Annotated in this window: 19 protein-coding genes; 13 read left to right on the top strand and 6 right to left on the bottom strand. The window is 69.0% G+C overall.

The features are described 5' to 3' along the window. Positions 1 to 226 precede the first annotated feature (226 nt). On the bottom strand, positions 227 to 1,108 hold the full coding sequence (locus tag AB0H37_RS00565; protein ID WP_360610330.1) for a DNA methyltransferase: 882 nt from the start codon (positions 1,106 to 1,108) through the stop codon (positions 227 to 229). Then, positions 1,105 to 2,040, bottom strand: a complete 936-nt coding sequence (locus tag AB0H37_RS00560; protein WP_360610328.1) for a hypothetical protein — start codon at positions 2,038 to 2,040, stop codon at positions 1,105 to 1,107. Before AB0H37_RS00560 ends, AB0H37_RS00565 begins: the two co-directional genes overlap by 4 nt. 677 nt (positions 2,041 to 2,717) lie before the next feature. Between AB0H37_RS00560 and AB0H37_RS00555 the strand changes: the two genes are divergently transcribed. From AB0H37_RS00555 to AB0H37_RS00505, 11 genes are all read left to right on the top strand, one after another. Beyond that, the gene (locus AB0H37_RS00555) at positions 2,718 to 3,011 is read left to right on the top strand and encodes a pilin (protein ID WP_360610326.1); all 294 of its coding nucleotides are present in this window, start codon (positions 2,718 to 2,720) and stop codon (positions 3,009 to 3,011) included. A gap of 365 nt (positions 3,012 to 3,376) precedes the next feature. Then, positions 3,377 to 4,825, top strand: coding sequence for a hypothetical protein (locus tag AB0H37_RS00550; RefSeq protein WP_360610324.1), 1,449 nt, complete (start codon positions 3,377 to 3,379; stop codon positions 4,823 to 4,825). Next, positions 4,822 to 5,820, top strand: a complete 999-nt coding sequence (locus tag AB0H37_RS00545; RefSeq protein ID WP_360610323.1) for a PrgI family protein — start codon at positions 4,822 to 4,824, stop codon at positions 5,818 to 5,820. The genes AB0H37_RS00550 and AB0H37_RS00545 overlap by 4 nt, the downstream gene beginning before the upstream one ends. After that, a complete protein-coding gene (locus tag AB0H37_RS00540) occupies positions 5,820 to 7,691 on the top strand; it encodes an ATP-binding protein (protein ID WP_360610321.1) in 1,872 nt (623 codons plus the stop codon). The genes AB0H37_RS00545 and AB0H37_RS00540 overlap by 1 nt, the downstream gene beginning before the upstream one ends. A 170-nt stretch (positions 7,692 to 7,861) precedes the next feature. Beyond that, positions 7,862 to 10,213 carry a DUF87 domain-containing protein gene (locus tag AB0H37_RS00535; protein WP_360610319.1) on the top strand — a complete coding sequence of 784 codons (2,352 nt, stop codon included), beginning with the start codon at positions 7,862 to 7,864 and terminating at the stop codon, positions 10,211 to 10,213. A gap of 68 nt (positions 10,214 to 10,281) precedes the next feature. Then, on the top strand, positions 10,282 to 11,142 hold the full coding sequence (locus tag AB0H37_RS00530) for a replication-relaxation family protein (RefSeq protein ID WP_360610317.1): 861 nt from the start codon (positions 10,282 to 10,284) through the stop codon (positions 11,140 to 11,142). Next, a complete protein-coding gene (locus tag AB0H37_RS00525) occupies positions 11,142 to 12,125 on the top strand; it encodes a bifunctional lytic transglycosylase/C40 family peptidase (RefSeq protein ID WP_360610315.1) in 984 nt (327 codons plus the stop codon). Before AB0H37_RS00530 ends, AB0H37_RS00525 begins: the two co-directional genes overlap by 1 nt. Continuing rightward, complete coding sequence (locus tag AB0H37_RS00520) at positions 12,122 to 12,733, top strand: DUF2637 domain-containing protein (RefSeq protein ID WP_360610313.1); 612 nt, start codon at positions 12,122 to 12,124, stop codon at positions 12,731 to 12,733. The genes AB0H37_RS00525 and AB0H37_RS00520 overlap by 4 nt, the downstream gene beginning before the upstream one ends. 443 nt (positions 12,734 to 13,176) lie before the next feature. Then, entirely contained in the window at positions 13,177 to 14,250 is a 1,074-nt protein-coding gene (locus AB0H37_RS00515; RefSeq protein ID WP_360610311.1) for a tyrosine-type recombinase/integrase, read from the top strand. Position 14,251: 1 nt separating this feature from the next. Beyond that, positions 14,252 to 14,584 (top strand): helix-turn-helix transcriptional regulator, encoded by a 333-nt coding sequence (locus AB0H37_RS00510; protein ID WP_360610309.1) that lies wholly within the window; start codon positions 14,252 to 14,254, stop codon positions 14,582 to 14,584. Between the two features lie 179 nt (positions 14,585 to 14,763). Then, positions 14,764 to 15,834 carry a hypothetical protein gene (locus AB0H37_RS00505; protein ID WP_360610307.1) on the top strand — a complete coding sequence of 357 codons (1,071 nt, stop codon included), beginning with the start codon at positions 14,764 to 14,766 and terminating at the stop codon, positions 15,832 to 15,834. A gap of 547 nt (positions 15,835 to 16,381) precedes the next feature. Here the strand turns inward: AB0H37_RS00505 and AB0H37_RS00500 are convergent. The 4 genes from AB0H37_RS00500 to AB0H37_RS00485 form a co-directional block, all read right to left on the bottom strand. After that, positions 16,382 to 17,086, bottom strand: a complete 705-nt coding sequence (locus tag AB0H37_RS00500) for a class I SAM-dependent methyltransferase (protein ID WP_360610305.1) — start codon at positions 17,084 to 17,086, stop codon at positions 16,382 to 16,384. Further along, entirely contained in the window at positions 17,083 to 17,295 is a 213-nt protein-coding gene (locus AB0H37_RS00495; RefSeq protein ID WP_360610303.1) for a hypothetical protein, read from the bottom strand. Before AB0H37_RS00495 ends, AB0H37_RS00500 begins: the two co-directional genes overlap by 4 nt. Before the next feature lie 229 nt (positions 17,296 to 17,524). Next, positions 17,525 to 18,028 (bottom strand): hypothetical protein, encoded by a 504-nt coding sequence (locus AB0H37_RS00490; RefSeq protein WP_360610301.1) that lies wholly within the window; start codon positions 18,026 to 18,028, stop codon positions 17,525 to 17,527. 1 nt (position 18,029) lies between these two features. Next, positions 18,030 to 19,331 carry a molybdopterin-dependent oxidoreductase gene (locus tag AB0H37_RS00485; protein WP_360610299.1) on the bottom strand — a complete coding sequence of 434 codons (1,302 nt, stop codon included), beginning with the start codon at positions 19,329 to 19,331 and terminating at the stop codon, positions 18,030 to 18,032. A gap of 567 nt (positions 19,332 to 19,898) precedes the next feature. On the opposite strand from AB0H37_RS00485, the gene AB0H37_RS00480 reads away from it, so the two are divergent. Next, positions 19,899 to 21,146, top strand: a complete 1,248-nt coding sequence (locus tag AB0H37_RS00480) for a hypothetical protein (RefSeq protein WP_360610297.1) — start codon at positions 19,899 to 19,901, stop codon at positions 21,144 to 21,146. 38 nt (positions 21,147 to 21,184) lie between these two features. Beyond that, positions 21,185 to 22,789 (top strand): High-affinity nickel-transporter, encoded by a 1,605-nt coding sequence (locus AB0H37_RS00475; RefSeq protein ID WP_360610295.1) that lies wholly within the window; start codon positions 21,185 to 21,187, stop codon positions 22,787 to 22,789. The last annotated feature ends 208 nt before the right edge of the window (positions 22,790 to 22,997 follow it).

The following is a 22,997-nucleotide window of genomic DNA, read 5'->3' as shown; positions in this document are numbered from 1 at the left end:
GATGCGACGAACTGTGGTGCACCGGCGGGTGAGGTGAGATGCCAGGCGTCGCCGCACCGGTAGGCGCGCAGCCGGACGCCGGGGGCGCCGATCCTGGCGGCGCGCCGGGCATCCCGGCGGGTTGCGTACCGAGCGCGTCCGCATCGCCCGCACAGGGCCAGCTGCAACATCGACAGCATTTCGGCGGCTCGGTCGCGCGCCCGGCCGTTGCGTTGGGTGAGTGCCATTAGCGGCCTCCGGGCTGGGCGGTGGCGTGCTGGAAGACCAGTAGGTCTTCGTGTGCGGTGGCGCAGGCAGGGACGCCACGGTCGCGGGCACGGCGGGTCTCGAGCATCTGAAAGAAGGAGGCTCGGTTGATGAGGGCACCGTTGCGGAGCCCCGCCAAGAGCGCGACGTATCGGCCAGTGAGGACCAGGCCGTGCTGTTGGGCGGTGTCGATGACCAGGCCTGGTAGGTCGAGCAGTTCGCCTTTGACGCGGATCGGTCGGATGGTGACGGCGATGACGCCGGCCGGGCGGAGCAGCACCGCGCTGCCGGCCAGGATGCGGCCGAACCCCTCTAGTAGGCCAGGCAGGGGCTGGTGAGCGAGGTTGCTGCGGTCGGTGGAGTAGCGGTGATGGTGTTTCAGGACTTTGCCACCGCCGTTGTCCCGGCTGGAGCGGATGTGACCGTGGGTGTGGGAGCCGTAGGGAGGCGAGGTGAGAACGAGCGCCGCCTTGCCGTGATGGTTCCTGTAGATGGTGGGGATGTTGCGCGCGTCGCCGCAGGCCAGTTGAGGTGTGCCGGTGGCTCCTTGGGTGTGGGCGTGGCGCAGGTTGTTCAGAGTGAGGTTGACGAACTCCGGCTCGTACTCCACACCTGCGGCGTCACGACCGAGGTGGATGGCCTCGACCAGGGTGGTGCCGATCCCGCACATCGGGTCGATGACCAGGTCACCGGGTCGGGTGAAGGCCTTGATGACAGTGGAGGCGATGGCGGGCAGCATCTTGCCGGGGTGGCGCATCGACTCGGGTGTATAGCGCCCGTGGCGCTGAAGCCGGGACGGGCGCTGCCCAGTCGCCAGCACCGAAGGCAGCGCCTGGGTGCGAGAGAGGTCTTCGTCGTTCATCGAGTCATCCCGCTGTACGGGCCGTCAGGACCAGGTGAGTTCGCGGGCACTTGAGGCTTGCTGAACAGGGACACCGTGGCGTGGACACCGACCGTGAGTGGAAGGGCGCCGCAGCGGGCGTCGTGGAGTTGCGCGAGGTCAGTAGGGCCGGCCTGCACGACCAGTGCGTCACCCTCGATCGGGACGCGCAGCGCGATGACGTGCTGGGCGTAGCGGAATCCGAGCCTCTGGGCGTGACGGATGATGCGCGGTGCTGGGTCGATGAGGTGTCCGGCCTGGTGGCGGGCCGTGGTGATGACCGCCAGGACACCGCCGGGAGCCAACACCCGCCACGCCGATGCCAGGAAAAGCCCGAGTTGTTCGCTAGAGAGCATCCACAGGTCGGCTCGGCACGCCGGGCAGTCCGTTCTAGGAACTCTTCTCGGATTGTGGCCGCCGGTCTCGTAGGACGGCGGGGCGCCGATGACCAGGGAGACCTGGCCGAGGTGATCCGCCAGGCCCTTGGCCATCTGGTCGGGTCGGACGGAGCGCATCTGCACTCGCCTCAATCGCCGCTGGTCGAGGGTGGCGCGGAGCCGGTTGCCGATGTGCTGGGCGAGCGGGAAGTGCGGGACCAGCGCGATGGCACGGCGGTCGAGTTCTGCGGCCGTGACCAAGGTGGCTTCGCTGGTGGTGAAGCCTTCGGCGATCAGTGCCCCTTTGCTGGTGCAGGTACTGATTAGGTGCTGAGCCAGTTCCCGGCCGACGGTCTGGCGGTGCTGGACGCAGATTGGAGTATCGGGCTTCTCCCGATTCGAGCGGGCGCTGAGGTAGGGCGGCGGTTCCTGGCTGCGAAGGTCAGAGCACAGCCATACGGTCAGCGGGACCATGCGCCGCTCGCCAGCGGTCTTGTTGCTGGTAGGCGGGTGATTCGGGTTGGACGGTGTGTTCATCTGCTGGGTGACCCGAGACGGCCACCCGATCCCCGTGCACCGATAAAGCACCGCTGGGCGCCTCGGTTTTCGTGATCGTCCGCGTCACGATCCGGTCAAGAACGGCCGACCGGCTGATGACCGGTAGCTCATGTCCCGGTGGACGCCGAAGAAGTCTGAAACACCTGCCGGCTCGGGGCTCGCTGAGGCTCTCAGGACGGCGAGTCTTCCTCTGAGCGGCCCAAGTCCTGATCAAGGATCGCGGGCTGACTGCTAATTCGGGCCTGTTCGGCGGTGCTTCATGGGTGCCAGTCGAGATCAGCGGTGAACGGTGCGGCTCGGGCGGACGGTCAGAAGCCCGGTCCCCGCCGCATTCATCCGTCTCACGATCCCATCAAGGAGGACGCCCGCAGCCCGAGGCCGCGTCGTTCCCGCTGATCGCATGGCTGGCGCCGATTCCGTCGAGATATCCCGGAGACGCTGCCATGCGCACCCGCAAGCACTCGCACCGAACCGTTCATCGACTCATCCCAGAGTGGCCCGGCCGAAACCACGGTAAGAGCCGCCGCACCCTGAGGCGGCCTGGCACCGCCTCCTCTGTGTCGGGGCCCGGCAGAGGCGACCTCGTGCCGCGTCGGCCACGGCCATCGCGACGGCGGCTGATGGCCGCGTCATCGATGTGGACGACCGGATGTGTGATGACCGCGCTGCTAGTGCCCGGTGTCGCTGATGCCAGCACCAACCTCGCCACGGCTGCCTCGCTGAACGAGGTGATCAACAACCTGCGGAATGTGATCGTGGGGTTGCTGGTGGGGTTGGCGACGTTGTTCGCCACCATCGGCGGGGTCCGCTACATGCTGGCCGGCGGCGACCCGGGTGAGGTCGAGGCGGCCAAGAAGACCCTGCGGTATGCCGCGATCGGGTACTCGGTCGCGGTGCTGGCGCCAGTGCTGGTCAAGATCCTTCAGGGCATCGTTGGCGCGCCCTCGTGACCTCCACGGCGAGCCCGCCCGCTTGGCCGCGTGGGTCCGTGGCGTCCACTGTCGCGGTGGCGCTGCTGGTCATGCTGGCGGCGGGTGTGGTGTTGTGTGCGGCGGCTGGGCCGGTCTGGGGTGCGGCCGATCCCGCGCCCCAGCCAACGACGAATCCGTCGCCCGAGGCACCCGCCCAGGCGCCAGCAAATCCCGCTCCCGCTACTACGCCGCCTTCGCCTCAGCCAGCCGCTCCATCCGAGTCGTCGTTCCCATCTCGTCCTGCCGGACCAGTGCCTTCCCCTTCCCCGGGTCCTTCGCCGGCCCCAGCGACGCCGGGCGCCCCCAACCCAGGTGGTGGCGGGGAGGGGACGGGGTGCGGGTTCATGGACGTGGGCTGCATGGCCAAACAGGCGGTGAACGGCTGGTTCGCCGATCTGGTGACAAGCGCGGCCAAGCCGATCTGCAACCTGCTGTCGCAGACCGTGCTGGGGACCCCGCCCCTCGACTCACCGGACATGGCGCGCGCCAAGGACCTGTGGGGCGTCTCGCAGACCATCGCCAACACCTGTTACGCGCTGATCATCACCGCGAGCGGCGTGCTACTGATCGCGGGCCACTCACTACCCGGCAGTGAACTGACGCCCGGGCAGCTGGTGGCGCGGCTGGTCGGTGCGTTCGCGGCCTCCAACCTCAGCCTCATCCTGATCGGCTACGCGATCACCTTCGCCAACGGCCTGTCAGGCGCGTTCCTCAACGCCGGGGCCGAGGCCGTCGACCCGAGCCGGGTCGCCAAGGCGATCTCCGCATACCTCGTCGCGAGCCTGGTCCCCAACCAGCCCTTCACGATCTTCATCGGGCTGGGAGTGGTGGTACTGGCGCTGTGCGTGGCGTTCATCTACATCATCCGGATCGCGCTCACCATGGTGCTGATCGCCGCCGCCCCGGTGGCGTTGATGTTCCACGCCCTTCCGCTGACCGACGGGCTGGCCCGCTTGTGGTGGCGCAGCATCAGCGGCGTGCTGGCCATCGGGGTCTGTCAGGCCCTGGTTCTGGCGACCGCGTTCCGGCTGCTGTTCTCCAACGTCAAGCACTCAGGCGGTGACTCGGAAAGCCACTTCCCCGGGATCGTCTCGGGGACCGGGATCGATCTGCTGCTGGCCCTGTGCCTGCTGTGGATCATGGTTCGGGTCCCGTCCTGGGTCGCCCGCACCATCTGGCGCGCCGCCCAACCCAGTGCTCTGACGGGGATGCTCAAAAGCCTCGTGCTCTACCGCGGTCTGGGCGCCCTTATGCGCCACCGCGCTCCCACTCGCAAGGTCTTGGCCACATCGCCGTCGCCCTCGTCGGCCTCGCCCCCGCCGCCGCCTCCGCAAGTTCGGCGGCGGCCAGCGTTGTTCAGCCCGTCGCGCCTGGCCTTGGCGCCACCTGACGCGCCGCACACGCCACCGGCGTTGCCCGGTCTGGCCGAGCCACTACCGGCGCTACCCGCCGGAGCGGTCCCGATGCCTCCGGGAGCGATCCCGATGCCGCCAGGCCCAACGCCCGAACCCGACCGCGACAAGCAGGAAGGCCTCCACCCGATACAGCTCGCACTGCCGATCCCGGCCGCGCCCGGTCCCGCTGGCAAGAGCGCCGCGCTTCGGCCGAGACAGATGGCGTTGCCGATCCCAGTGACCCGCGTCCCTCGGCCGTCTTCCCCCGGAACTCCTACCTCTCCCCGGCCTCGGGTGCGGTCGCGGCAGCCGATACTGCCCGGCATGCCCAAGCGGCCTGTCCCACGCCGGCAGCTGACTTTGTGGATCGACCCGCCCAAAGCCAGGAGGCGCCGATGAGCACCCGTCACCAGCAGTACGACCAGCCGCCGATGAGCGTGAAGATCCCCGCCGACGTCGATCAGCCCGACAAGGTCCTCTACGGCCTCACCATCCGGCAACTGGGCATCCTCGCCGGCACCGCCACCGCCTGCCTGTGGGTCTTCCTTACCTTCGGGCCGCTTGTGCCGCTTCCGGCCCTGGTCACCGTGCTGGTGCCGGTCGTAGCGGCCGGGTTCGTGCTGGCCGTCGCCCGCCACGACGGTATGAATCTCGACCGCTACCTCCTCGCTGCCCTCCGACATACGCGGACAGCGAAGGAACGCGTCACTGTCGGCGGGCCGGTACAGCCGCCGCCGATGTGGTGTCGAATTCGCGGACGTCTCCCCGCACCCTTGCGGCTGCCCGTCCGTGCCGTCCGCCAAGACGGGGCGCTGGAGCTGGCTGGAGGCGATGTTGCAGTCATAGTCCGCGCCGGCACCCTCACCTTTGGATTGCGAACTCCGGGCGAGCAGGCCGGGCTGGTGGCGGTGTTCAGCCGCTGGCTCAATTCCCTGGACGCACCCGTCCAGATCCTCGTCCAAGCCCGTCCAGTCGACCTGACCGGCTTGGCCGAGCACATCACCCAGCACGCACCCGCACTGCCCGACCCGGCTTTGGAACAGGCCGCATGCGCACACGCCGCGTTCCTCAGCGACCTGGGCACCGCACACGACCTGCTCATCCGGCAGGTCCTCATCGTCATCACCGGCCACATTCCCTCCTCGGCCCCGGTGTCCGTCCTTCCATGGCGGCAGAACAAACGCCACCGGGTGGGGCGCGAGGCAGCAGCCGCGATCGCATTGCGGCGCGCCACCGAGGCCGTTCAGGCCCTGGCCGCGCTCGCCGTTCCGGCCGAGGTGCTGGACGCGGACAGCGCCGCCGCCGTTCTGGCCGAATCGTTGTCCCCAAGCGAACCGCACCTTGTGGACAGCGCGGCCCCAGGTGACGTGATCACTCACCGGAAGGAGGGCTGATGCGACCTTCGCCCAGGGCGCTCTCACGCGCCCTCGCCATCAACACCCAGCCCGAAACGCTGGACGATCCTCACGCCGAAGACGGTCACGGAGGCGGGCTGGACGACTTGGGCCTGGGGCCGTCGGCGCTGCGCGTCAATGCCCGTTCGCTGGAGCTTCCCGGCGGGGCGTGCGCGTCGTTCGCCGTGACCGGATACCCGCGAGAGGTGGGCGCGGGCTGGTTGGAGCCTCTGCTCACCTACCCGGGTCGCCTGGACGTCTCCCTGCACATCGCCCCCGTCCCGCCGCTGATCGCCGCGCAGCAACTCCGCCGCCAGCTCGCCCGCTTGGAGTCAGCCTCGCGCGTCGACGCGCAGCGCGGGCGGCTGGCCGACTTCGCCGCCGAAGCCGCAGCCGACGACGCCGCGGAACTCGCCGCCTCCCTAGCTCGCGGCCACGGCCGCCTATTTCGCGTCGGGCTATACCTGACCGTGCACGCCCCCGATGCGGGCGAGCTGGAGGACGAAGTGCAGCGGGTACGGGCGCTGGCCGCCTCGTTGCTCCTGGACGCCCAGCCCACCACCTTCCGCGCGCTGCAAGGCTGGACCTCAACCCTGCCCTTGGCTTGCGACACGATCGGTGCGCGGCGGGTGTTCGACACCGCCGCGCTCGCCGCCTCGTTCCCCTTCACATCGCCCGACCTGCAGCCGGTGCTGGGCGAGACTCCGGTGCTGTACGGGCTCAACGCCTACTCCTCCGGCGTGGTGGTGTGGGACCGGTTCGCCCAGGACAACTACAACTCCGTCACCCTCGCCCGCTCCGGCGCCGGCAAGTCCTACTTCACCAAACTCGAAACCCTTCGCCTGCTTTACCAGGACGTTCACGTCGCCGTCATCGACCCCGAGGACGAGTACCAGCGACTGTGCGATCACGTCGCAGGCACCCGCATCCCGCTCGGCGCGCCCGGTGTCTGCTTCAACCCCTTCGACCTCCCGCAAGGTCAAGGCGAGGACACTCTCATCCGCCGTGCACTGTTTCTGCAGACCTTGATCGCAGCGATGCTCGGCGAGCCGCTGGCTCCGACGACGCGGGCGGTCCTGGACCGCGCGGTGCTGGCCACCTACCGTGCGCGCGGGATCGGCTCTGACCCCCGCACCTGGGCGCGTCCCGTCCCCGTCCTTGCCGACCTCACAACCCATCTCGACGAAGTCGCACAATCGGATGCCCCCGAAGCAGGCACGGCGGCTGACCTGTCGGCGCGGCTCACCCCGTATACCTCTGGCTCCTACCGTGGCCTGTTCGCCGGGCCCACCACCACCCGCCCGGCCGGACATCTCGTGGTGTTCTCGCTGCGGGACCTACCCGATGAGGTCCGCGCCGTCGGCATGCTCCTGGCTCTGGATGCGATCTGGCGCGCGGTCGCCAACCCCGACGACCGGCGCCGCCGCCTGGTCGTGGTCGACGAAGCCTGGACGATCATGCGCGAGGACGAGGGCGCCCGGTTCCTGTACCGGCTGGCCAAGTCCGCCCGCAAGCACTGGGCTGGGCTCGCCGTCGTCACCCAGGACGCCGGCGACCTGCTCTCCTCCGATCTGGGGCGGGCGGTCGTCGCCAACTCCGCCACCCAGATCCTGCTTCGCCAAGCGCCCCAGGCCATCGACCAGATCGCCGGCGCCTTCGACCTCACCGACGGCGAGAAGACCTTCCTTCTTGCCGCCGACCGCGGCCAAGGCCTGCTGTGCGGAACCGGCGCCGGTTCGGACCGGGCCGCGTTCAGCGCGATCGCCAGCCCGCACGAACATCAGCTCGTCACCACCGATCCCGCCGAGCTCGCTGCCCGCGCTGAGCCCATCGACACCACCGCGGCCACCGACACGGAGGCCAGCCGATGATGCCCCGCACAACTCTCCTCCAGGGCGTCACCAGCGGCACGGGATCGTCCGGTCTCTTCTCGGACCACGGCTACGCTCCGCACCAACTCACTGACCTCGCTTGCGAATACGGTCCTATCGGCGCGCTGGGCATCCTCGGCGCTGCCGCTGCTTGGATGAGTGTCCGTTGGGTGTTGTGGGACTGGCGCAACAGCAGACTCGTCGCGGGCGCTCGGTTGATCGAGGTGGCAGTGCCGCCGAAGGTGGAGCCGGCGAGCGCCGCCGCCTGGTGGGCCCGCCTCATCGGCCTCACCCACCCGGGCTGGAAGCGCCTCATCTTCGGGCAGCCGCACCTGGCCTTCGAGTACCGCGCCGACCACAACGGCGTCCGATTCCACATCTGGGTCCCTGGCACCATCCCGCCTGGAATAGTCGAAAAGACCGTTCGGGCGGCCTGGCCCGGCGCCACGCTCACCACCCACGCCGCCACACCACCGCTCCCGCTCGGCCAGGAGTACAAGACGGCGGGCGGGCGGCTGGTACCAGCGAGACCCGAGCACTTCCCGCTCACCAGCGACCACGATGCCGACCCGCTACGGGGCTTGCTCGGGACCGCGTCCGGGCTGGCAGAAGGCGAACACCTGGCTGTTCAGATTTTGGCCCGCCCTGCCGCAGGCCGCCGCCTCGGCAAGGCTCACCGCGCCGCGTCCGCACTTCGCGGGGCTCGCTCCAATGCACCCCAAGGCCATCTGTTCGACCTCATCACGCCCAGCATGTCGGGGCATCACAACCCCAGCGAACTCACCCGCCAGCACCCCGAACGCGCCGAACAAGTCCGCGCCGTCCTCGGCAAAGCCGGCCAGCCGCGCTTCGAGGTCCAGATCCGCTACGGCGTCGCCAGCCGCCACCCCGATCAAATTGCCAGCGGGTGGCTGCGCGCGCACGCCCACGAGACCGCCTCGACGTTCGCGCTGTTCACCTCCGGCCACCAGTACCTGTGCCGTCGCCGACTCCGCTCCCCAGCCACCCGGCTAAACGAGCGGCGACTGCATCGGGGCTACCTGCTGTCGGTCGCCGAACTCGCCGCGATCGCACACCTGCCCTATGACCTCGCCGCACCCGGCGTCACCCGCGCCGGAGCTCGCCCTGTCGCGCCCTCACCCGCCATCCCCGTCTCCGGGCCTGGCATCCGCGTCCTCGGTGACTCTGACGCCGGAGCACCGCGCCCGGTCGGCCTGACGGTCGCCGGCGCCCGCCAGCACCTGCACGTCCTCGGCCAGACCGGCGTCGGCAAGTCCACCTTCCTGGCCGGCCTCATCCTTTCCGACGCCACCGCCGGCCGCGGCGCCCTGGTCATCGACCCCAAAGGCGACCTGGTCGCCGACGTCCTGCAGCGCCTCCCCGAACGCGCCATCGGCCAGACCGTCGTGTTCGACCCAGCCGCGCCGGGCCGGCCGCCATGCCTGAACGTGCTCGCCGGGCACGATGCGGCGTTCGCGGCCGAGTCGATCGTCACCACGTTCCGCCGCTGCTTCAGCTCCGCTTGGGGGCCTCGCCTGGACGACCTACTCCGTTCCGCCTGCCTTACGTTGACCCGGGTCAACGGGACCCGCGCCACCCTCGGCGACATCCCCAAACTGCTCATCGACACCGCTTACCGCGCCCGCGTGACCGCGCGCCTCACCGACGACCTCCTCCGCGGATTCTGGGACTCCTACGACGAACTCACTCCGGCCGCCCGCGCTTCGGTGATCAGCCCGGTCATGAACAAACTCCGCGCCGTCCTGCTGCGCCCCTTCATCCGCGACGCCCTGTCCGGCGGTGCGTCCACCGTCGACCTCGCCGGTACCCTCGCCTCTGGCGGCCTCATCCTCGCTCGCTTGCCCAAGGGTGTTCTCGGCGAGGACGCCGTGCGCCTCTTCGGATCGCTGCTGCTGGCGCACACATGGCAGGCCATCACCCCGCGCGCCACACAGGCCGAGCACGAGCGGTCGGACGCGGCCGCCTACATCGACGAGGCGCACAACTTCCTCAACCTGCCGGGCTCGATCAGCGACATCCTCGCCGAAGCCCGCGCCTACCGCTTCAGCCTGACCATCGCCCACCAGCACCTGTCCCAACTCCCCAAAGACCTCCGCGAAGCCGTCTCCGCCGACGCCCGCAACAAGATTTACTTCGCCGCCTCGCCCGAAGACGCCACCGACCTCGCCCGCCACACCACGCCGCTCCTGGCCCCGCATGACCTGTCCCACCTGGGGGCCTACCAAGCCGCCGCCCGCCTCATGGACGGCAACACCCCCACCCCGCCCTTCACCTTCCGCACCCGCCCACTACCCGAATCGATCCCCGACCGGGCCGGCGCAGTCCGCAACGCATCACGCGAACGCTTCGCACCCCAGCACACCGCACGCTCGATCCCCGAGGTCGGTCTGCGAGATCTGGGCGCCTCACCACTCACACCATCGACACCCGTCGAAAGTCCCGACGGGCCGACCACAGCGACCGCCGATGCCGCACCGCCTGCGGAGGAAGAGCAGCGATGACCCGCCCCCGCACGACCCGTACTCGGCTACGCGGAACCCAGATCCGGGCTCCACGTGTCTCCGCTGAGGTGGTCGCAGAGCTGGCCTATCGGCTGACCGTCCGTGATCGGAACCTGCTGGCCATGGTCTGGGAACACCGCGTCCTGACCACCGGGCAACTCACCCGCCTGTTCTTCCCCACGCCGGAAAGAGCCCGGCAGCGCCTCAACCACCTTTACAACCACCACGCTCTTCTCCGGTTCCGTCCCTGGGCGCCTGTTGGCTCCAAGCCCTGGCATTGGGTTCTCGGCCCGGCCGGCGCACACGTCCTGGCCGTCGAGCAGGGCCAGAGCACCGCCGAGTTCGGCTACCGGCAGGACACCGCCACCGCCATCGCAGTCTCACCCCGCCTCGCCCACCAGATCGGCGTAAACGAATTCTTCGTCTCATTGCACGCTCACGCTCGGCGTCAATGCGGCGCCGTGGAGCAGTGGTGGTCGGAACATCGCTGCGCGGCCCTGTGGGGTGATCTGGCCCGGCCGGACGCCTTCGGCCGCTGGACCGAGCCCCCCATCGACGGCACCGCGGCCACGCTGGACTTCTTCCTCGAACACGACACCGGCACCGAAACGCTCGCCCGGGTCACTGCCAAACTCGGCGGCTACGCCGACCTCGCCGAAGCCACTGGCACCACCACGCCCGTCCTGTTCTGGCTCCCCTCGCCCAAACGCGAGGCCAACCTCCGCCGCCTCCTTGGCACACCCGAGATCCCGGTCGCCACCGCCGTCCACACGTCCGACACCTCACTCGACGGGCCCGCCGGACCGGTCTGGCAGCCCGCCGGCGCCACCGGCCCTCGGCGCCGCCTCGGGGACCTCGCGCACCTGTGGGCAACCGTCCCCCGCCACGACCACACCCAAGAAGGCGATCATGATGCGGCAGGCTCCTGATGCCGCTCGCCATCGGCGCGGCTGTCGGCGTCCTGACGCTGCTGGCCGTGCTCGTCGCGGTGATCGGTGCTGTCATCCCTGGCTCCGGAGAGGCCGTCTGCCAGCCTGCGCCCAGCAACTCCACCGCCAATATCCCGCCCGCGTATCTGGCGCTCTACCGCAAGGCCGGAGCCGAGTACGGGATCGGATGGAACGTGCTGGCCGCCGTCGGGAAGGTCGAGTCCGACCACGGACGCGGCCCCGGCCCGGGCATCCGCACCGGCACCAACTCCGCAGGAGCCGCCGGGCCCATGCAGTTCATCTCGGGGACCTGGAAGGCGTTCGGAGTGGACGGCGACAAAGACGGCCGAAAGGACATCTACAACCCTGCGGACGCGATCCCAGCCGCTGCCCGCTACCTCAAGCACAACGGCGCGCCCGGCAAGATCCGCGCCGCCCTCTTCCAGTACAACCACTCCGACCAGTACGTCGACCTCGTTCTTCAGCAAGCTCGCACCTACACCGCACACGAAGCCGACTTGGCTGGTGGCGGCTGCGCTGGCACTGGAACCTTCACGGCGCTGCCGCCGGGCAAGGCGGCCGCAGAGGCGATCGCATTCGCCCGCGCGCAACTCGGCAAACCGTATGTGTGGGGCGCCACCGGGCCAGGCGCCTTCGACTGCTCCGGCCTGACCTACGCCGCCTACCGCGCCGCCGGGATAAGCATCCCGCGCGTGTCCGGCGCCCAATGGCGGCACGGCCCTCGCATCCCCATCGGACGCGAGCAGCCAGGCGATCTGGTGTTCTTCAACTCCGGACCAGGCACCTCGACCAATAGTCCCGGGCACGTCGGCCTGGTGATCGGGGGCGGAAAGATGATCGCCGCGCCGCATACCGGCACCGTGGTGCAGGTCCAGTCCTACCGCCGCTCCACCTTGCTCGGCTTCACCCGACCGGCCGCGCATCGGCGAGCAAAGGCACCGGGGAGAGGAGCCGACCGGTGATCGATCGGCTAATCAAGGCGACCACAGCGCTGGCGGTGGTGGCGGTCGCCGCCGTCGCCGCGCTCATCTCCTACGCGCACATGCTCGACCTCGTCCGCACCCACGGCGAAACCGGTGTGACGGCACAACTCGTCCCGTTCACCGTGGACGGTCTCATCTTGGCAGCGTCGATGGTGACCCTGGACGCCAGCCGCCGCGACCGGCCCGTACCGGCGCTGGCCGGGTGGAGCCTGGCGGCAGGCATCTGCGCCACAGTGGGCGCCAATGTGGCGCACGGCACCGCGCACGGGCCCATCGGGGCCCTGGTCAGTGCCTGGCCCGCCCTGGCCCTGGTCGGCTCATTCGAGCTCCTGATGGCCCTGACCCGGATGCCGGTAACGCCTCCAGGAACCGCTCTGGATGCCCAACGCATCAGGCTGGAGCAGCCCAACTCGGACGGCACCAGTCTGGCGCAGACCCCGGAACAGGCCATCTTGGCCGAGTACCGAGCCAGCCTGCACGGGCCGGGCCGACCGGTCTCCCAGCGCTATCTGGCCGAGAAGTACGGCATCGACCGCCGTAAGGTCAAGCAGATCATCACCGGAGCCCAGGACCCCGCCCCGTCCTGAGACGGTGCTCGGACGGGGCAGGAAGGCACGGGCGCCCTTCGACGGAGGCCGTTTGTGGGCAGGTGGCCGGTCAGGCCTCTTCCTGGTCGACGTTGGTGTCAGTGATCCGCCATTCGTCATGCCAGCGGCGAGCGGCGTTGCCAGACACTTGATGGCGGCGCACAGTGCCCGCCTTTCCAGGTGCCGCAGGGCCTTACCGGTGGCAGCGGGGCTGATCGAGGCCGCTGCCGTGTTCTGGGCGACGGTCATGGCGGTGGCGATAGTGGCCAGCATGAGCAACAACCGGTGGGTTCGGATCAAGACTGAGGTCCCCATCGCCGCTGGACCTGGGGTGAAGCGCCTGTCCAGAGATCCGTGGGCTGTCTGGACAAACTTCAGGCAGAGTGAAACATACTCACTTCTCCTGACGATCCTATGATGTAGGTGAAGTCAAGGAGGCCCGGGTGACTCTGGCGATTGTCCGTGATCTACGTGACCAGCGGGTTCCAGCTAGCCGGGAAGAGCTCATCGACTTCGAGACCGATGTGCTGGCTGGGTTCGTGCTCGCGAGGTCTTCGGCCGGACTCGCGGACGGCACGATCCGCTCCGACATGCTTCAGCTGGAGATGATGCGGCGCTGGTTCGATCGCCCGCTGTGGGAGATGGAGCCGGCTGATGCCGACGTCTACTTCGGCAAGGTGCTGCGGGACGCCAGCCCTGCAACGCGCAAGGGGCGCGCCAGCGCACTGACGGTGTACTTCCAGTTTCTGGAGCTGCGGCATGCCGTTGAGCTGTTCAACATCGTCGGCCGCCGGGTGGAGTGCCCGCTGGATGAGATAAACCGGCCGCAGTTGTCGGTCGAGGTGCAGTTGCGGGTCCCGCCTTCGGAGGCCGAGATCGAGCAGTTGTACGCCGGCTGGCGGGACGATCTGGCCGTGTGCCGCAAGTTCGCTCCGGCGGCGCGCAACTACGCGGCCGCGCGGCTGGCGGCCGATGTGGGTTTGCGCATCAACGAGGCCCGGAGGCTGGATTTGGAGGACGTTCGTTGGGATGTGGGCCGGTTCGGGAAGCTGCACGTCCGGCACGGCAAGGGCGCCCGGCGTCGCGGTCCCAAGCCGCGGCTGGTGCCCTTGATCAACGGAGCTGACCGCAGTCTGCACTGGTACATCGAGGATGTGTGGGGCTACTTCGACCTGGACCACACTCGGCCTGGAGCGCCGCTGTTCCCCTCCGAGCGCAAGAACCAGGACGGTTCGTGCTGCCGGGTGACATCGGATGCGTTCCGCTACTCGCTGGCCGAGGCGACGGTGAGACATCTTCCGGCGTGGACGGGCCGGCTCACTCCGCACGTGCTGCGGCACTACTGCGCGTCCCAGCTATATAGGGGAGGAATGAGCCTGCTGGCCCTCCAGGAACTCCTCGGACACGCCTGGACCGGTACCACGGTCCGATACGTCCATGTCAATCACACGCATGTCGAGGACGCCTGGGTGCAGGGGCAGCAGCGCGCGACCGACCGGTGGAAGGGACTGGCCTGACATGAGGTGGAACCTGCGGTTGGCCGCGGCCAACCGCGGCATCTGGAAGGCCAGCGAACTGCAGCGGATGCTTGCTGAGCGAGGCATGGTCATCAGCGCGGGGAAGATGTCGGGCCTGTGGTCGGGACAGCCCAACAGCGTCCGCCTGGACGAGCTAGACGTCATCTGCGCCGTGCTCGGCTGCGGCGTGCAGGAGCTGTTGCTGCCTGAACCCGATAGCGTCCCCGCCCCAGAAGCCGATGACCAGCAGCGGAAAGCCGCCGGGCAGCCACCTTCGGTGGCGCCTTCGGTGGCGCCCCGGCCTCGACGCCGTCGCTCGCTGCCACCCCGTTGAACTGCCGACACTGCGGCACGCCGCTGCCGGAAGGATCGCGCCGCGATCGGCTCTTTTGCAACCGACGCTGCCGTGACGCCTTTGGCCGCGACAGGGAGGCCGGGGGGCTTGCGCCCCTGGGCCGCTGGCGGCATCCCGCGCTCACTGCCGACGAGCCCGTCCTGGCGGCCGCGGCCGCCATGGCACAGGAACTGGCAGAACTGCACGGCTGGTCGCCAACGACCTTGCTGAATACCCTCGACGGTCTGACCGCGGTGCTCGCCCGACCCGTCCCGGACCAGCAGATCACGCTCAGCGACATCCACGCCCTGCGGGGACCCGGGTCTACTCCCCGGATATCTGAGGTCCTCAGCGATATCGGGTTGATCATCGTCGACGACACAGTCGCGCCGATCCGCGCCTGGATCGATCGGCGCACCAGCCAGTTGCCCGCTGGGTTCGCCGACGACGTGCGAGCGTGGCTACTGGTCTTGCTGGACGGAGAGGAGCGGGCGCGGCCTCGGGCCCACTCCAGCATCTACGCCTACTTCGGCGCGGTCCGGCCGTTGCTGAAGGACTGGGCGGTGCGCCGCCGCCATCTGCGGGAGATCACCGCGACCGACATCACCACCGGACTTGGTCCATTGACCGTCGCCCAGCGCTGCCTTGCGATCAACGCCCTGCGGTCGCTGTTCCGCTTCGCCAAGAGACGCGGCCTGATTTTCACCGATCCCACGACCCGGTTGACCCTGCCCACCGTCGATGCCACCTTCCTTCCGATGACCGAGGAGGAGATCCGGGCCGTTGAGCAGCTCACCACCACCCCGTTGCAACGGATGGCGGTCGCCCTGGCCGCCGTCCACGCCGCCCGCCAGGCCGCGATCCGGCTCCTTACCTTGCGGGACGTCGACCTGCCCAACCGACGCATCACCCTGGCCGGGCACCGGCAACGCTTGGGCGAGCTGCCCTTCCGCACGCTGGTGACCTGGCTTGAACACCGCCGCGCGACCTGGCCGTTCACCCCCAACCCGCACTTGGTGCTGTCAGCCAAATCCGCGCTCGGCCAAGGACCGGTCTCGCGGACCTTCCTGAGGGCGCACGTGTCCCAGCGCGGGGTCGATCTGGAACGCATCCGCCGCGACCGGCTGCTACACGAAGCGCTCACCGCCGCCCCCGACCCGCTGCACCTGGCCTTGGTCTTCAACGTCTCCCACACCACCGCCGCCCGCTACGCCGCGGTCGCCCGGCGCATCCTGCAACCCGCGCTCTGATCGGCCCACCGGGTACCAGCCCCTGCGTGTGCACGACACCCGTGCTCTGCCACCGTTGTGGGCCTGCGCCTCCTGACCGGGGGCCGCCAGGCCGGCCGTCGCCGGAGCCGGTGGGCGGGCAGCAGGTCCGCAGGTAGCTCTGCAGTCTGGTGAGAGGGGATCTCGACCTGGAATGCCCGCCCCGGTCCGGCCAGGGTCCTGGACGAGGCCGACTGTGATGCCGTGCGGAGCCGGTGCGAACAGCGCAGCAGTCCTCGTCCCCTGGTCTGTGCAACGAACGCATCAGTGAAGTTTCAATCCGTACTCAGGACGCCGCGACCGCACGTGCCAGCAGCGGCATAAACGCCGACCGGCCGCCTGCTCACCCGGCTACGGTTCCCGGCCCGATCCGCATCATTCGGTGTCAGAGCCGTTCTCAGCTGCCGGAGGGGGTGCCTCTGGCTCGCGCGCAGGCAGGACCGGCAGCATCGCCCGAACCGCGGGGGCCGAACTCATCACGCCGACGCTCACCCCCCTTCGAAACATGCCCGTGCCGCGCGGGTGGCCCTCATTTGTCGAGGTGATGCTGGGGAAGGCTTTGTGGGCGTGGTGGTGGCGGTCGCTTTTGAGCGAAGGCGCGCCCGGCTTTGGTGATGCCTGGGCGCAGGGCTACGAACCACCGGTCGGTCTCCTGCCATTGTTCGGCGACGGTGGCGCGGCAAGCGGTGGCGAGAATGGGGGCGGCGTCGGCGGATACGTGAGCCCAGGGGAACCATTCGCCGACCGCACGGCCCGATCGCAGGCGTAGCGCTTCGGTCCGCGACGGCGCGCCCGGCGGGTCCACCTCGGCCAGCACCTGGCCACTCGGCGCCAGCAGTGCCAGGACGCGGCGCAGCAGCGTGGCGGGGTCGCCGCCGATGCCGATGTTGCCGTCGGCCAGCAGTACCGTCTGCCATAGTCCGGCTCCCGGCACCCGCCCGAACACGTCCCGGCACAGCGCCGGACCGCCCGCCTCGATCGTCAGCGCGACCGCGGGCTCGGCGATGTCGATGCCGAGCACCGGGATCTCGCGCCGCGCCAGCGCCACCGTCAGCCGTCCCGGCCCTGACCCGACGTCCAGGGTGGCGCCCGTGCAGCGGTCCAGCAGCCCGGCGTCGCCGCGGCGCAGCGCCAGCCAGTCCTGTACTGGCAGCGGACGACGGCGTCCGTCTGCGTGCTCGATCTCTACCGTCGCGGCGCCCCGCAGCGCCTCGTCGTACAACTCGCCGATCATGCCGGGACGGTCCTGGTTCCGGGCCAGGTCCCCAGCGCCCGCACCGCGAACCACCCGGCGGGCGCCTGCGTAGCGACCGCCTCGGCGTGGGCGGGGGTGTACGTATCGGTCGGCTCCGGCGGCTCGCTCATGGCGAGCCCGGCGGAGCGCCGTCGCGTCAGCGGCAGAGCCTTGGCCTCCTTGAGGAAGGGCAGAATCACATCGATCACAACATCAACATTACGATACGCAACCAGATGACTCCTCTTAGTGTTCCGAGTTCATAGTTGCTGCGCGGCCCAGCTCTCCAGGTCGCACTGTCAGTCAGGTGCGACACCTGGCCCGAGGGCAGCGCCAACTGCGAGGTTGCCGAGCGGCGCAACATCGAGTGTCGGCGCACCCCTACACCGAACGCGGCGACACTGAAGTTCACTCGGCCGAAACGCCCTTCGTGCCGAGTCATTTGCCGCGGATCCGGCGGTGTTGCGAGGCGTTCCCCAGGCGCTGGGCGTAGATGAGGGCGCTGAGGGCGAACAGGGCGGCGGTGATGAGCAGCCAATGACCGAGGTATGCCTGCTGGGTGCGTCCGGTGGCGGCGAGGTAGCTGGTCCGCCCCTTCTGCAGGATCAGGGGAAAGAACAGAAGGAACAGGAGTCCCGCTCCCATTGCCGGCACCCTGATGTGGTTCACCGCCGGAACGGGGAGCGGTGTCGCGGCGCTTGAGGGGCGCAGCGCCCGGAGGGCTCGGATGAGGGATCGGTCGGCGAGGGCGTACAGGGGGAACGCGACGAGGTCGTGTCCGACGACGGCGCCGGCGAACCAGACCAGGATCCAGGGCCAGTGCGGGGTCGGGATGGTCTGAACGGCGGCATAGCCGGCCAGTGCGAAGCACACCATCAGGGCGAGCAGGTGCAGCGGGGCGGCGCCGTAGAAGTTCTTGACGGTCGTCAGCGTGTGCCGCATCTCAGGTGTCCCGGAATGCGATGGAGCGCATGTCCCCGAATGCGATGGAGTGCACCCATTTGGTGTTGTGGACGCCCGGCAGCGCGGGGACGATCACGCGGGCGGGGTAGCCGTGGTCCAGAGACAGATCGGCGCCGTTGACCTTCAGAGCCAGCAGCGCGTCGGGGTCCAGGACCTGGTTGGACTGCAGGGTGGCCCGGTTGAAGGCCCCGCCCTCCTGCAGGGACTGCACGTGCGCCGAGGGCGGATGGTCGGCGCCGACGAGGGAGGCGAGGTCACGCAGCCGGACACCGGTCCAGGTCTGCACGGTCGACCAGCCTTCGACGCAGGCGATGGGCAGCCTGGCGGTGTGCTGCGGCATGGCCAGCAGCTCGTTCCGATCCAGCCGAACCGCGCGGCCGCCGCCGGTCAGGGTCAGAAACCAGCCGCCGCCGACGTCGGCGTTGATCCCCGCCGCGGCGGCGGTGTGATTGACCGGGAAGTCGTGCGGTGTGTCCCGATAGCCGCCTCGCGGGGCCAGCAGCGCGATACTCCGGGCGGTTCCGCCGATGCTCTGCCCTGCGACCATGACGGCGGTCAGGGCGCTGCCGCCGCCCACCAAAGCAAGCGCGCCTCGGCGGCTGAGCGTTGCCGGGGCCGGATCGCTGGCCACCAGTCCGTCGGGATCAGCGGATTCAGGCTGGGTGGCGGCGCGAGAGGTCCGAAGTTCCCGGCGGAGGGACGGTGAGCGCAGGGCACGGATCAAGCGCGGCAGCTTGATGGTCACGTGCGAGACGAAGGCGCCGATGAACACCCAAGCACCGAAGTAGTGGGCGGTATAGAAGTCGAACCTGAACACGTACCAGTACTGGATGTCCAGGACACCGGTGACGATCTCGAACAGGATGCCGCCCACTAGAAGCAGTAGAGAGAGCCGTTCCAGCATCTGGGCGAGCGAACGGGCGGGCGGCCAGACGAACAGCTTCGGCAGCACCGACCACAGCTTGGCCAACACGACCGGCACCATCACCAGTCCGAGGCCGACGTGTATTCCCTGGTTGAGACGGTACAGCCACGCCGGTCGGGTCGGCCAGGCGAAGTACGGCAGGTGCAGCAGGCCGACATGGGCCGGGAACGCCTGCCCGAACCACGGTGCGTACGCCACGTACGACACCAGCCCGGTGATGATCACCAAAGGAAGCGTCCCCAGCAGGACCGCCCCCAACACCGACGTCAGCCACGGCCCTCGCAGGGGGCTGCGCCACGCTCGGGCACGACCGACCCCTGGTGGACGCGCTCGCTCCAAGGCGCGCCAGAACTTCACCGGAAAACCAAAGGCGGCCGTCCCCGCGGACCCACGCCGATCAGGCGCGGCCACGTTCCCCCACCCGCCGATCAGATGGACCGCGAGGACCGCACCGACCTGTGCCCGCCCAGGTCGGTGCACGTTCCATCGCTTTCATGATGGACGCATCCGCTCGCCATGAAGAAACCCAGCCGCCACCATAAATTACTTTGCGCAAATCATGTTTCCCTCCAAGAGGGCACCAAGGGCGACCCTCGTCACCGGCCCAATGGATGCCGTTCACCTGGAAGGGTATATTGCTCACGCCTCCAGGAAGCGCAAACGGACATTCATGGCAATTTTCGACATCGCATTTCAATATAGGCGCGAAAGATCCGACGAAGTAGGAATGCGCTCGCGGCGGTCGATGGAAGCGGCTTCTGGATTGCCGTGATGCCACGTCACCCACTTGCCGCAGGACGGCTTTCCGTCACGTCATCGTGAGCTGAAAGGAGCACCGCAGGCATGGGGACCACCGCGAACTGGCGGAGAAACCAGGCGAGGCGAGGGGGAGACCGGTCCGGCCGGCTGCGTATGGCCGGGCTGGTGGCTCTCATCATCGCCATGGCGGCGGTCGCGGTGATCGTGGTCGGGATCGCCCGCAGGGGTCCCTCCACGGGCGGCGTCTCGGTGCCGGCGGGAGGCGGCGGCGCTGATGCCGTGAGCCGCTACCAGCAAAGATTGCGAGCAGTTCCCGGCGACTACCAGACCTGGGCGGATCTGGGAGGAGCCTATGTCGAGCAGGCCCGGATCAGCGCCGACCCCTCCTACTATCCCAAGGCCGAGGGTGCGCTGCGGCGATCTCTCACGTTGCGCCCCGCCGGCAACGATGCGGCGATGGTCGGGATGGGCGCGCTGGCCAACGCACGGCACGACTTTCGCTCCGCAGCACGCTGGGGGGAGCAAGCCAAGAAGACCAACCCCTCCAGTCCAGGGGTGTTCGGTGTTCTGGCCGATGCCTACACCCAACTGGGGGACTACGCGGCCGCCACCGCGGCGGTCGGTCGCATGACCCGCTTGGCGCCGGGCGTGTCGTCGTTCACCCGAGCCTCCTACGAGTTGGAGATACACGGTGACCGGAACGGTGCCCGCAAACTTCTGCTCCAGGCGCTGCAGGCCGCATATGTCCCCTCCGATATCGCCTACTGCCGGTACTACCTCGGTGAACTCGCCTTTCATTCAGGTGATTTCACCCAAGCCGCCCATCAATACCGTCTTGCTCATGAGGCTGACCAGACGTATACCCCGGCGCTTGAGGGGATCGCGAAAACGGCGGTGCGTCGCGGCGATCACGGCTCCGCGGTCAAGGCGTACCAGACGGTCGTGGGCCGGATGCCGCAGCCGCAGTACATCATGGAGTACCTGGAGCTTCTGAACGCTCTGGGGCGCAGGGATCAGGCCGCCCAGCAGAGGCGGCTGTTGGACACCACCCAGCGGCTGCTCGCCGCAGGCGGTGTGGCCGACGACCTGTCGGCCTCGGAGCACGCCGCCGACAACGGCGACGCGCCCCGAGCGCTCCGGTACGCCCGCGCCGAATGGCGCCGCCGCCACCACGTGGTCGTCGCCGACGCCTTGGCCTGGGCTCTGCATCTGAACGGCAGGGACCGGGAAGCGCTTGGGTTTGCGGAGAAGGCGACACGGCTGGGCTGGCGGAACGCCCAGTTCTATCAGCACAAGGCCGTCATCGAAGAGGCACTCGGCGACCACCGGGCCGCTCGCCGCGACCGCGTCAAAGCCTTTCGCGCCAACCCGCGCCTGGACGAGAAGATCCCCGCGTTGGGAAGAGTCACGTGAGGGACTCACCGCACCGCCTGCTGCCGACACTAGGGGCCATGGCTGCAGCGAGGGCCGTATCGGCCGGGGTTGCGCTCGTGGTGTTTCCGCTCGCGTTGACATTGCTGGTGGTGGTCGTGCTGATGGGGGTCGGGGTTGGCCCGGTCTCGGCCGCAACGGCGCATCCGCTGGGCAACTTCACCATCAATCACTACAACGGGCTGACGCTGCGCAGCGACCGTGTGGATGACCTGGCGATCGTGGACTCCGCGGAGATACCCACTCTGCAGGCACGGGACACTGTCGACACCGACCACGACGGCACGGTCAGTTCGACCGAATCGGACGGTTACGCACGCGGTCAGTGCGCCCGGTTGAGCCGGGCCGTTTCGGTTAAGGTGCAGGGAAGACTGCTGGTTTGGCGGATCCGGTCCTCGTCCTTCGTTTATGTCCCGGGCGCGGCGGGCTTGCTGACCAGCCGCACCACCTGTGCTCTGACCGCCGCGACGTCTCTCAGGCCGGGGTCGCACGTGGTCTTCACCGACGGCTTCCGTAGCGATCGCATCGGCTGGCGTGAGATCACCGCGGTCGGCGACGGAATTCAGCTCGACCACCCTCCGGTTCCGCGCCGCAGTGTCAGCCGGCAGCTGCGGCGCTACCCCGGTGACCTTCTCGCTTCCCCCTTGGACGTTCGCACTGTCACGCTGCGGATCGGCGATGGAGGGGGCTCCTCGGTCGGAGTGCTGCCGCGGCTGCCCTCCGCGGGAATCTTCGCCCGAGCGGTCAATCAGCTGAACGGCCGCTTCGACGCGCTCGTCGCCTCCCGAGAACTGACCTTCCCCATCGGCCTTCTCGCCCTAGGTCTCGCGCTGGTCCTCGGCGCGTCCCATGCCGCGATGCCCGGCCACGGCAAGACCGTCATGGCGGCCTATCTCCTGGGCCGCCGCCGCAACCTGCGCGGCGGCCTGCGCGACGCCGTCATCGTCGCGGCCACCGTCACCCTCACCCACACCGCGGGCGTCCTGATCCTTGGGCTCCTGGTCAGCGGCTCGGCAGCACTGGCCGGGGAATCGCTGCTCAAGGTCCTCGGCGTCATCAGCGGACTGATCGTGGCCGGCATCGGGATCGGGTTGCTGCGCAGTGCATGGCGAGCCCGCCGAACACCCCATCCCACCCTCGAGGTTCGCGAGGACGTCGCCATACCGGTCGCAGCGATGGCTGGGCATCCCCCCATACCGTCCCCCGAACCCACCCACAGCCATGGCCACAGCCATGGCCACGGGCATGGCCACGGGCATGGCCACGGGCTGGTGCACAGGCACGAGAAGCGGCCGAATGAGGGTTCTCGCCGGAGCCGGCTGCTCGGGTTGGGAATTGCCGGGGGACTGGTGCCCAGTCCTTCGGCACTGGTGGTGCTCCTCGGCGCGATCGCACTCGGCCGTTCCGGATTCGGCGTCGCGCTGGTCCTCGGGTACGGCGCGGGCATGGCAGCCACGCTCACCGCCACCGGACTCCTGTTGGCCCGCCTCAGTGACGTGCTGCATCGGGTGCCGTTTTGTCGACGCGCCTGGAATCTGGCCGGGTACACCCGGATCGTGACCGCCGGGCTGGTCATCGTTGTGGGGACCGGGCTGGCCCTTCGCGGCCTTACCGGCTCGGTCTGAACCCTCCTCTGCAAACAGCGCGCCATGCCCGGTGGATCGCGTTCGGTCTTGAGCGGTACCAGAGCCCTGCAAAGTTGATCACGTCGGGGGTCGTTTCCCTTTCCGTAGGGGTCTGCACAAGGACCGTGTTCGGTCCCTGTTGCGGATGGTTCTTCAAATGTTGATCAACTCCGATTCAGAGATCTGCTGGCGGGGCGTTTCGGTCCCC

The organism is Actinomadura sp. NPDC023710 (assembly GCF_040639875.1).
Lineage (GTDB): Bacteria > Actinomycetota > Actinomycetes > Streptosporangiales > Streptosporangiaceae > Spirillospora > Spirillospora citrea.
Note: the sequence above shows the minus strand (reverse complement) of the source record. Positions and strands in the feature narration are given on the sequence as shown.

What these genes read in the sequence shown, in the direction of transcription:
- AB0H37_RS00525 (WP_360610315.1), top strand. Translation starts at nt 11,142, where the DNA reads ATGCCGCTCGCCATCGGCGCGGCTGTCGGCGTCCTGACGCTGCTGGCC.
- AB0H37_RS00490 (WP_360610301.1), bottom strand. Translation starts at nt 18,028, where the DNA reads ATGCGGCACACGCTGACGACCGTCAAGAACTTCTACGGCGCCGCCCCG.
- AB0H37_RS00540 (WP_360610321.1), top strand. Translation starts at nt 5,820, where the DNA reads ATGCGACCTTCGCCCAGGGCGCTCTCACGCGCCCTCGCCATCAACACC.
- AB0H37_RS00565 (WP_360610330.1), bottom strand. Translation starts at nt 1,108, where the DNA reads ATGAACGACGAAGACCTCTCTCGCACCCAGGCGCTGCCTTCGGTGCTG.
- AB0H37_RS00550 (WP_360610324.1), top strand. Translation starts at nt 3,377, where the DNA reads ATGGACGTGGGCTGCATGGCCAAACAGGCGGTGAACGGCTGGTTCGCC.
- AB0H37_RS00545 (WP_360610323.1), top strand. Translation starts at nt 4,822, where the DNA reads ATGAGCACCCGTCACCAGCAGTACGACCAGCCGCCGATGAGCGTGAAG.
- AB0H37_RS00510 (WP_360610309.1), top strand. Translation starts at nt 14,252, where the DNA reads ATGAGGTGGAACCTGCGGTTGGCCGCGGCCAACCGCGGCATCTGGAAG.
- AB0H37_RS00560 (WP_360610328.1), bottom strand. Translation starts at nt 2,040, where the DNA reads ATGAACACACCGTCCAACCCGAATCACCCGCCTACCAGCAACAAGACC.
- AB0H37_RS00475 (WP_360610295.1), top strand. Translation starts at nt 21,185, where the DNA reads ATGGCTGCAGCGAGGGCCGTATCGGCCGGGGTTGCGCTCGTGGTGTTT.
- AB0H37_RS00500 (WP_360610305.1), bottom strand. Translation starts at nt 17,086, where the DNA reads ATGATCGGCGAGTTGTACGACGAGGCGCTGCGGGGCGCCGCGACGGTA.
- AB0H37_RS00555 (WP_360610326.1), top strand. Translation starts at nt 2,718, where the DNA reads ATGACCGCGCTGCTAGTGCCCGGTGTCGCTGATGCCAGCACCAACCTC.
- AB0H37_RS00505 (WP_360610307.1), top strand. Translation starts at nt 14,764, where the DNA reads ATGGCACAGGAACTGGCAGAACTGCACGGCTGGTCGCCAACGACCTTG.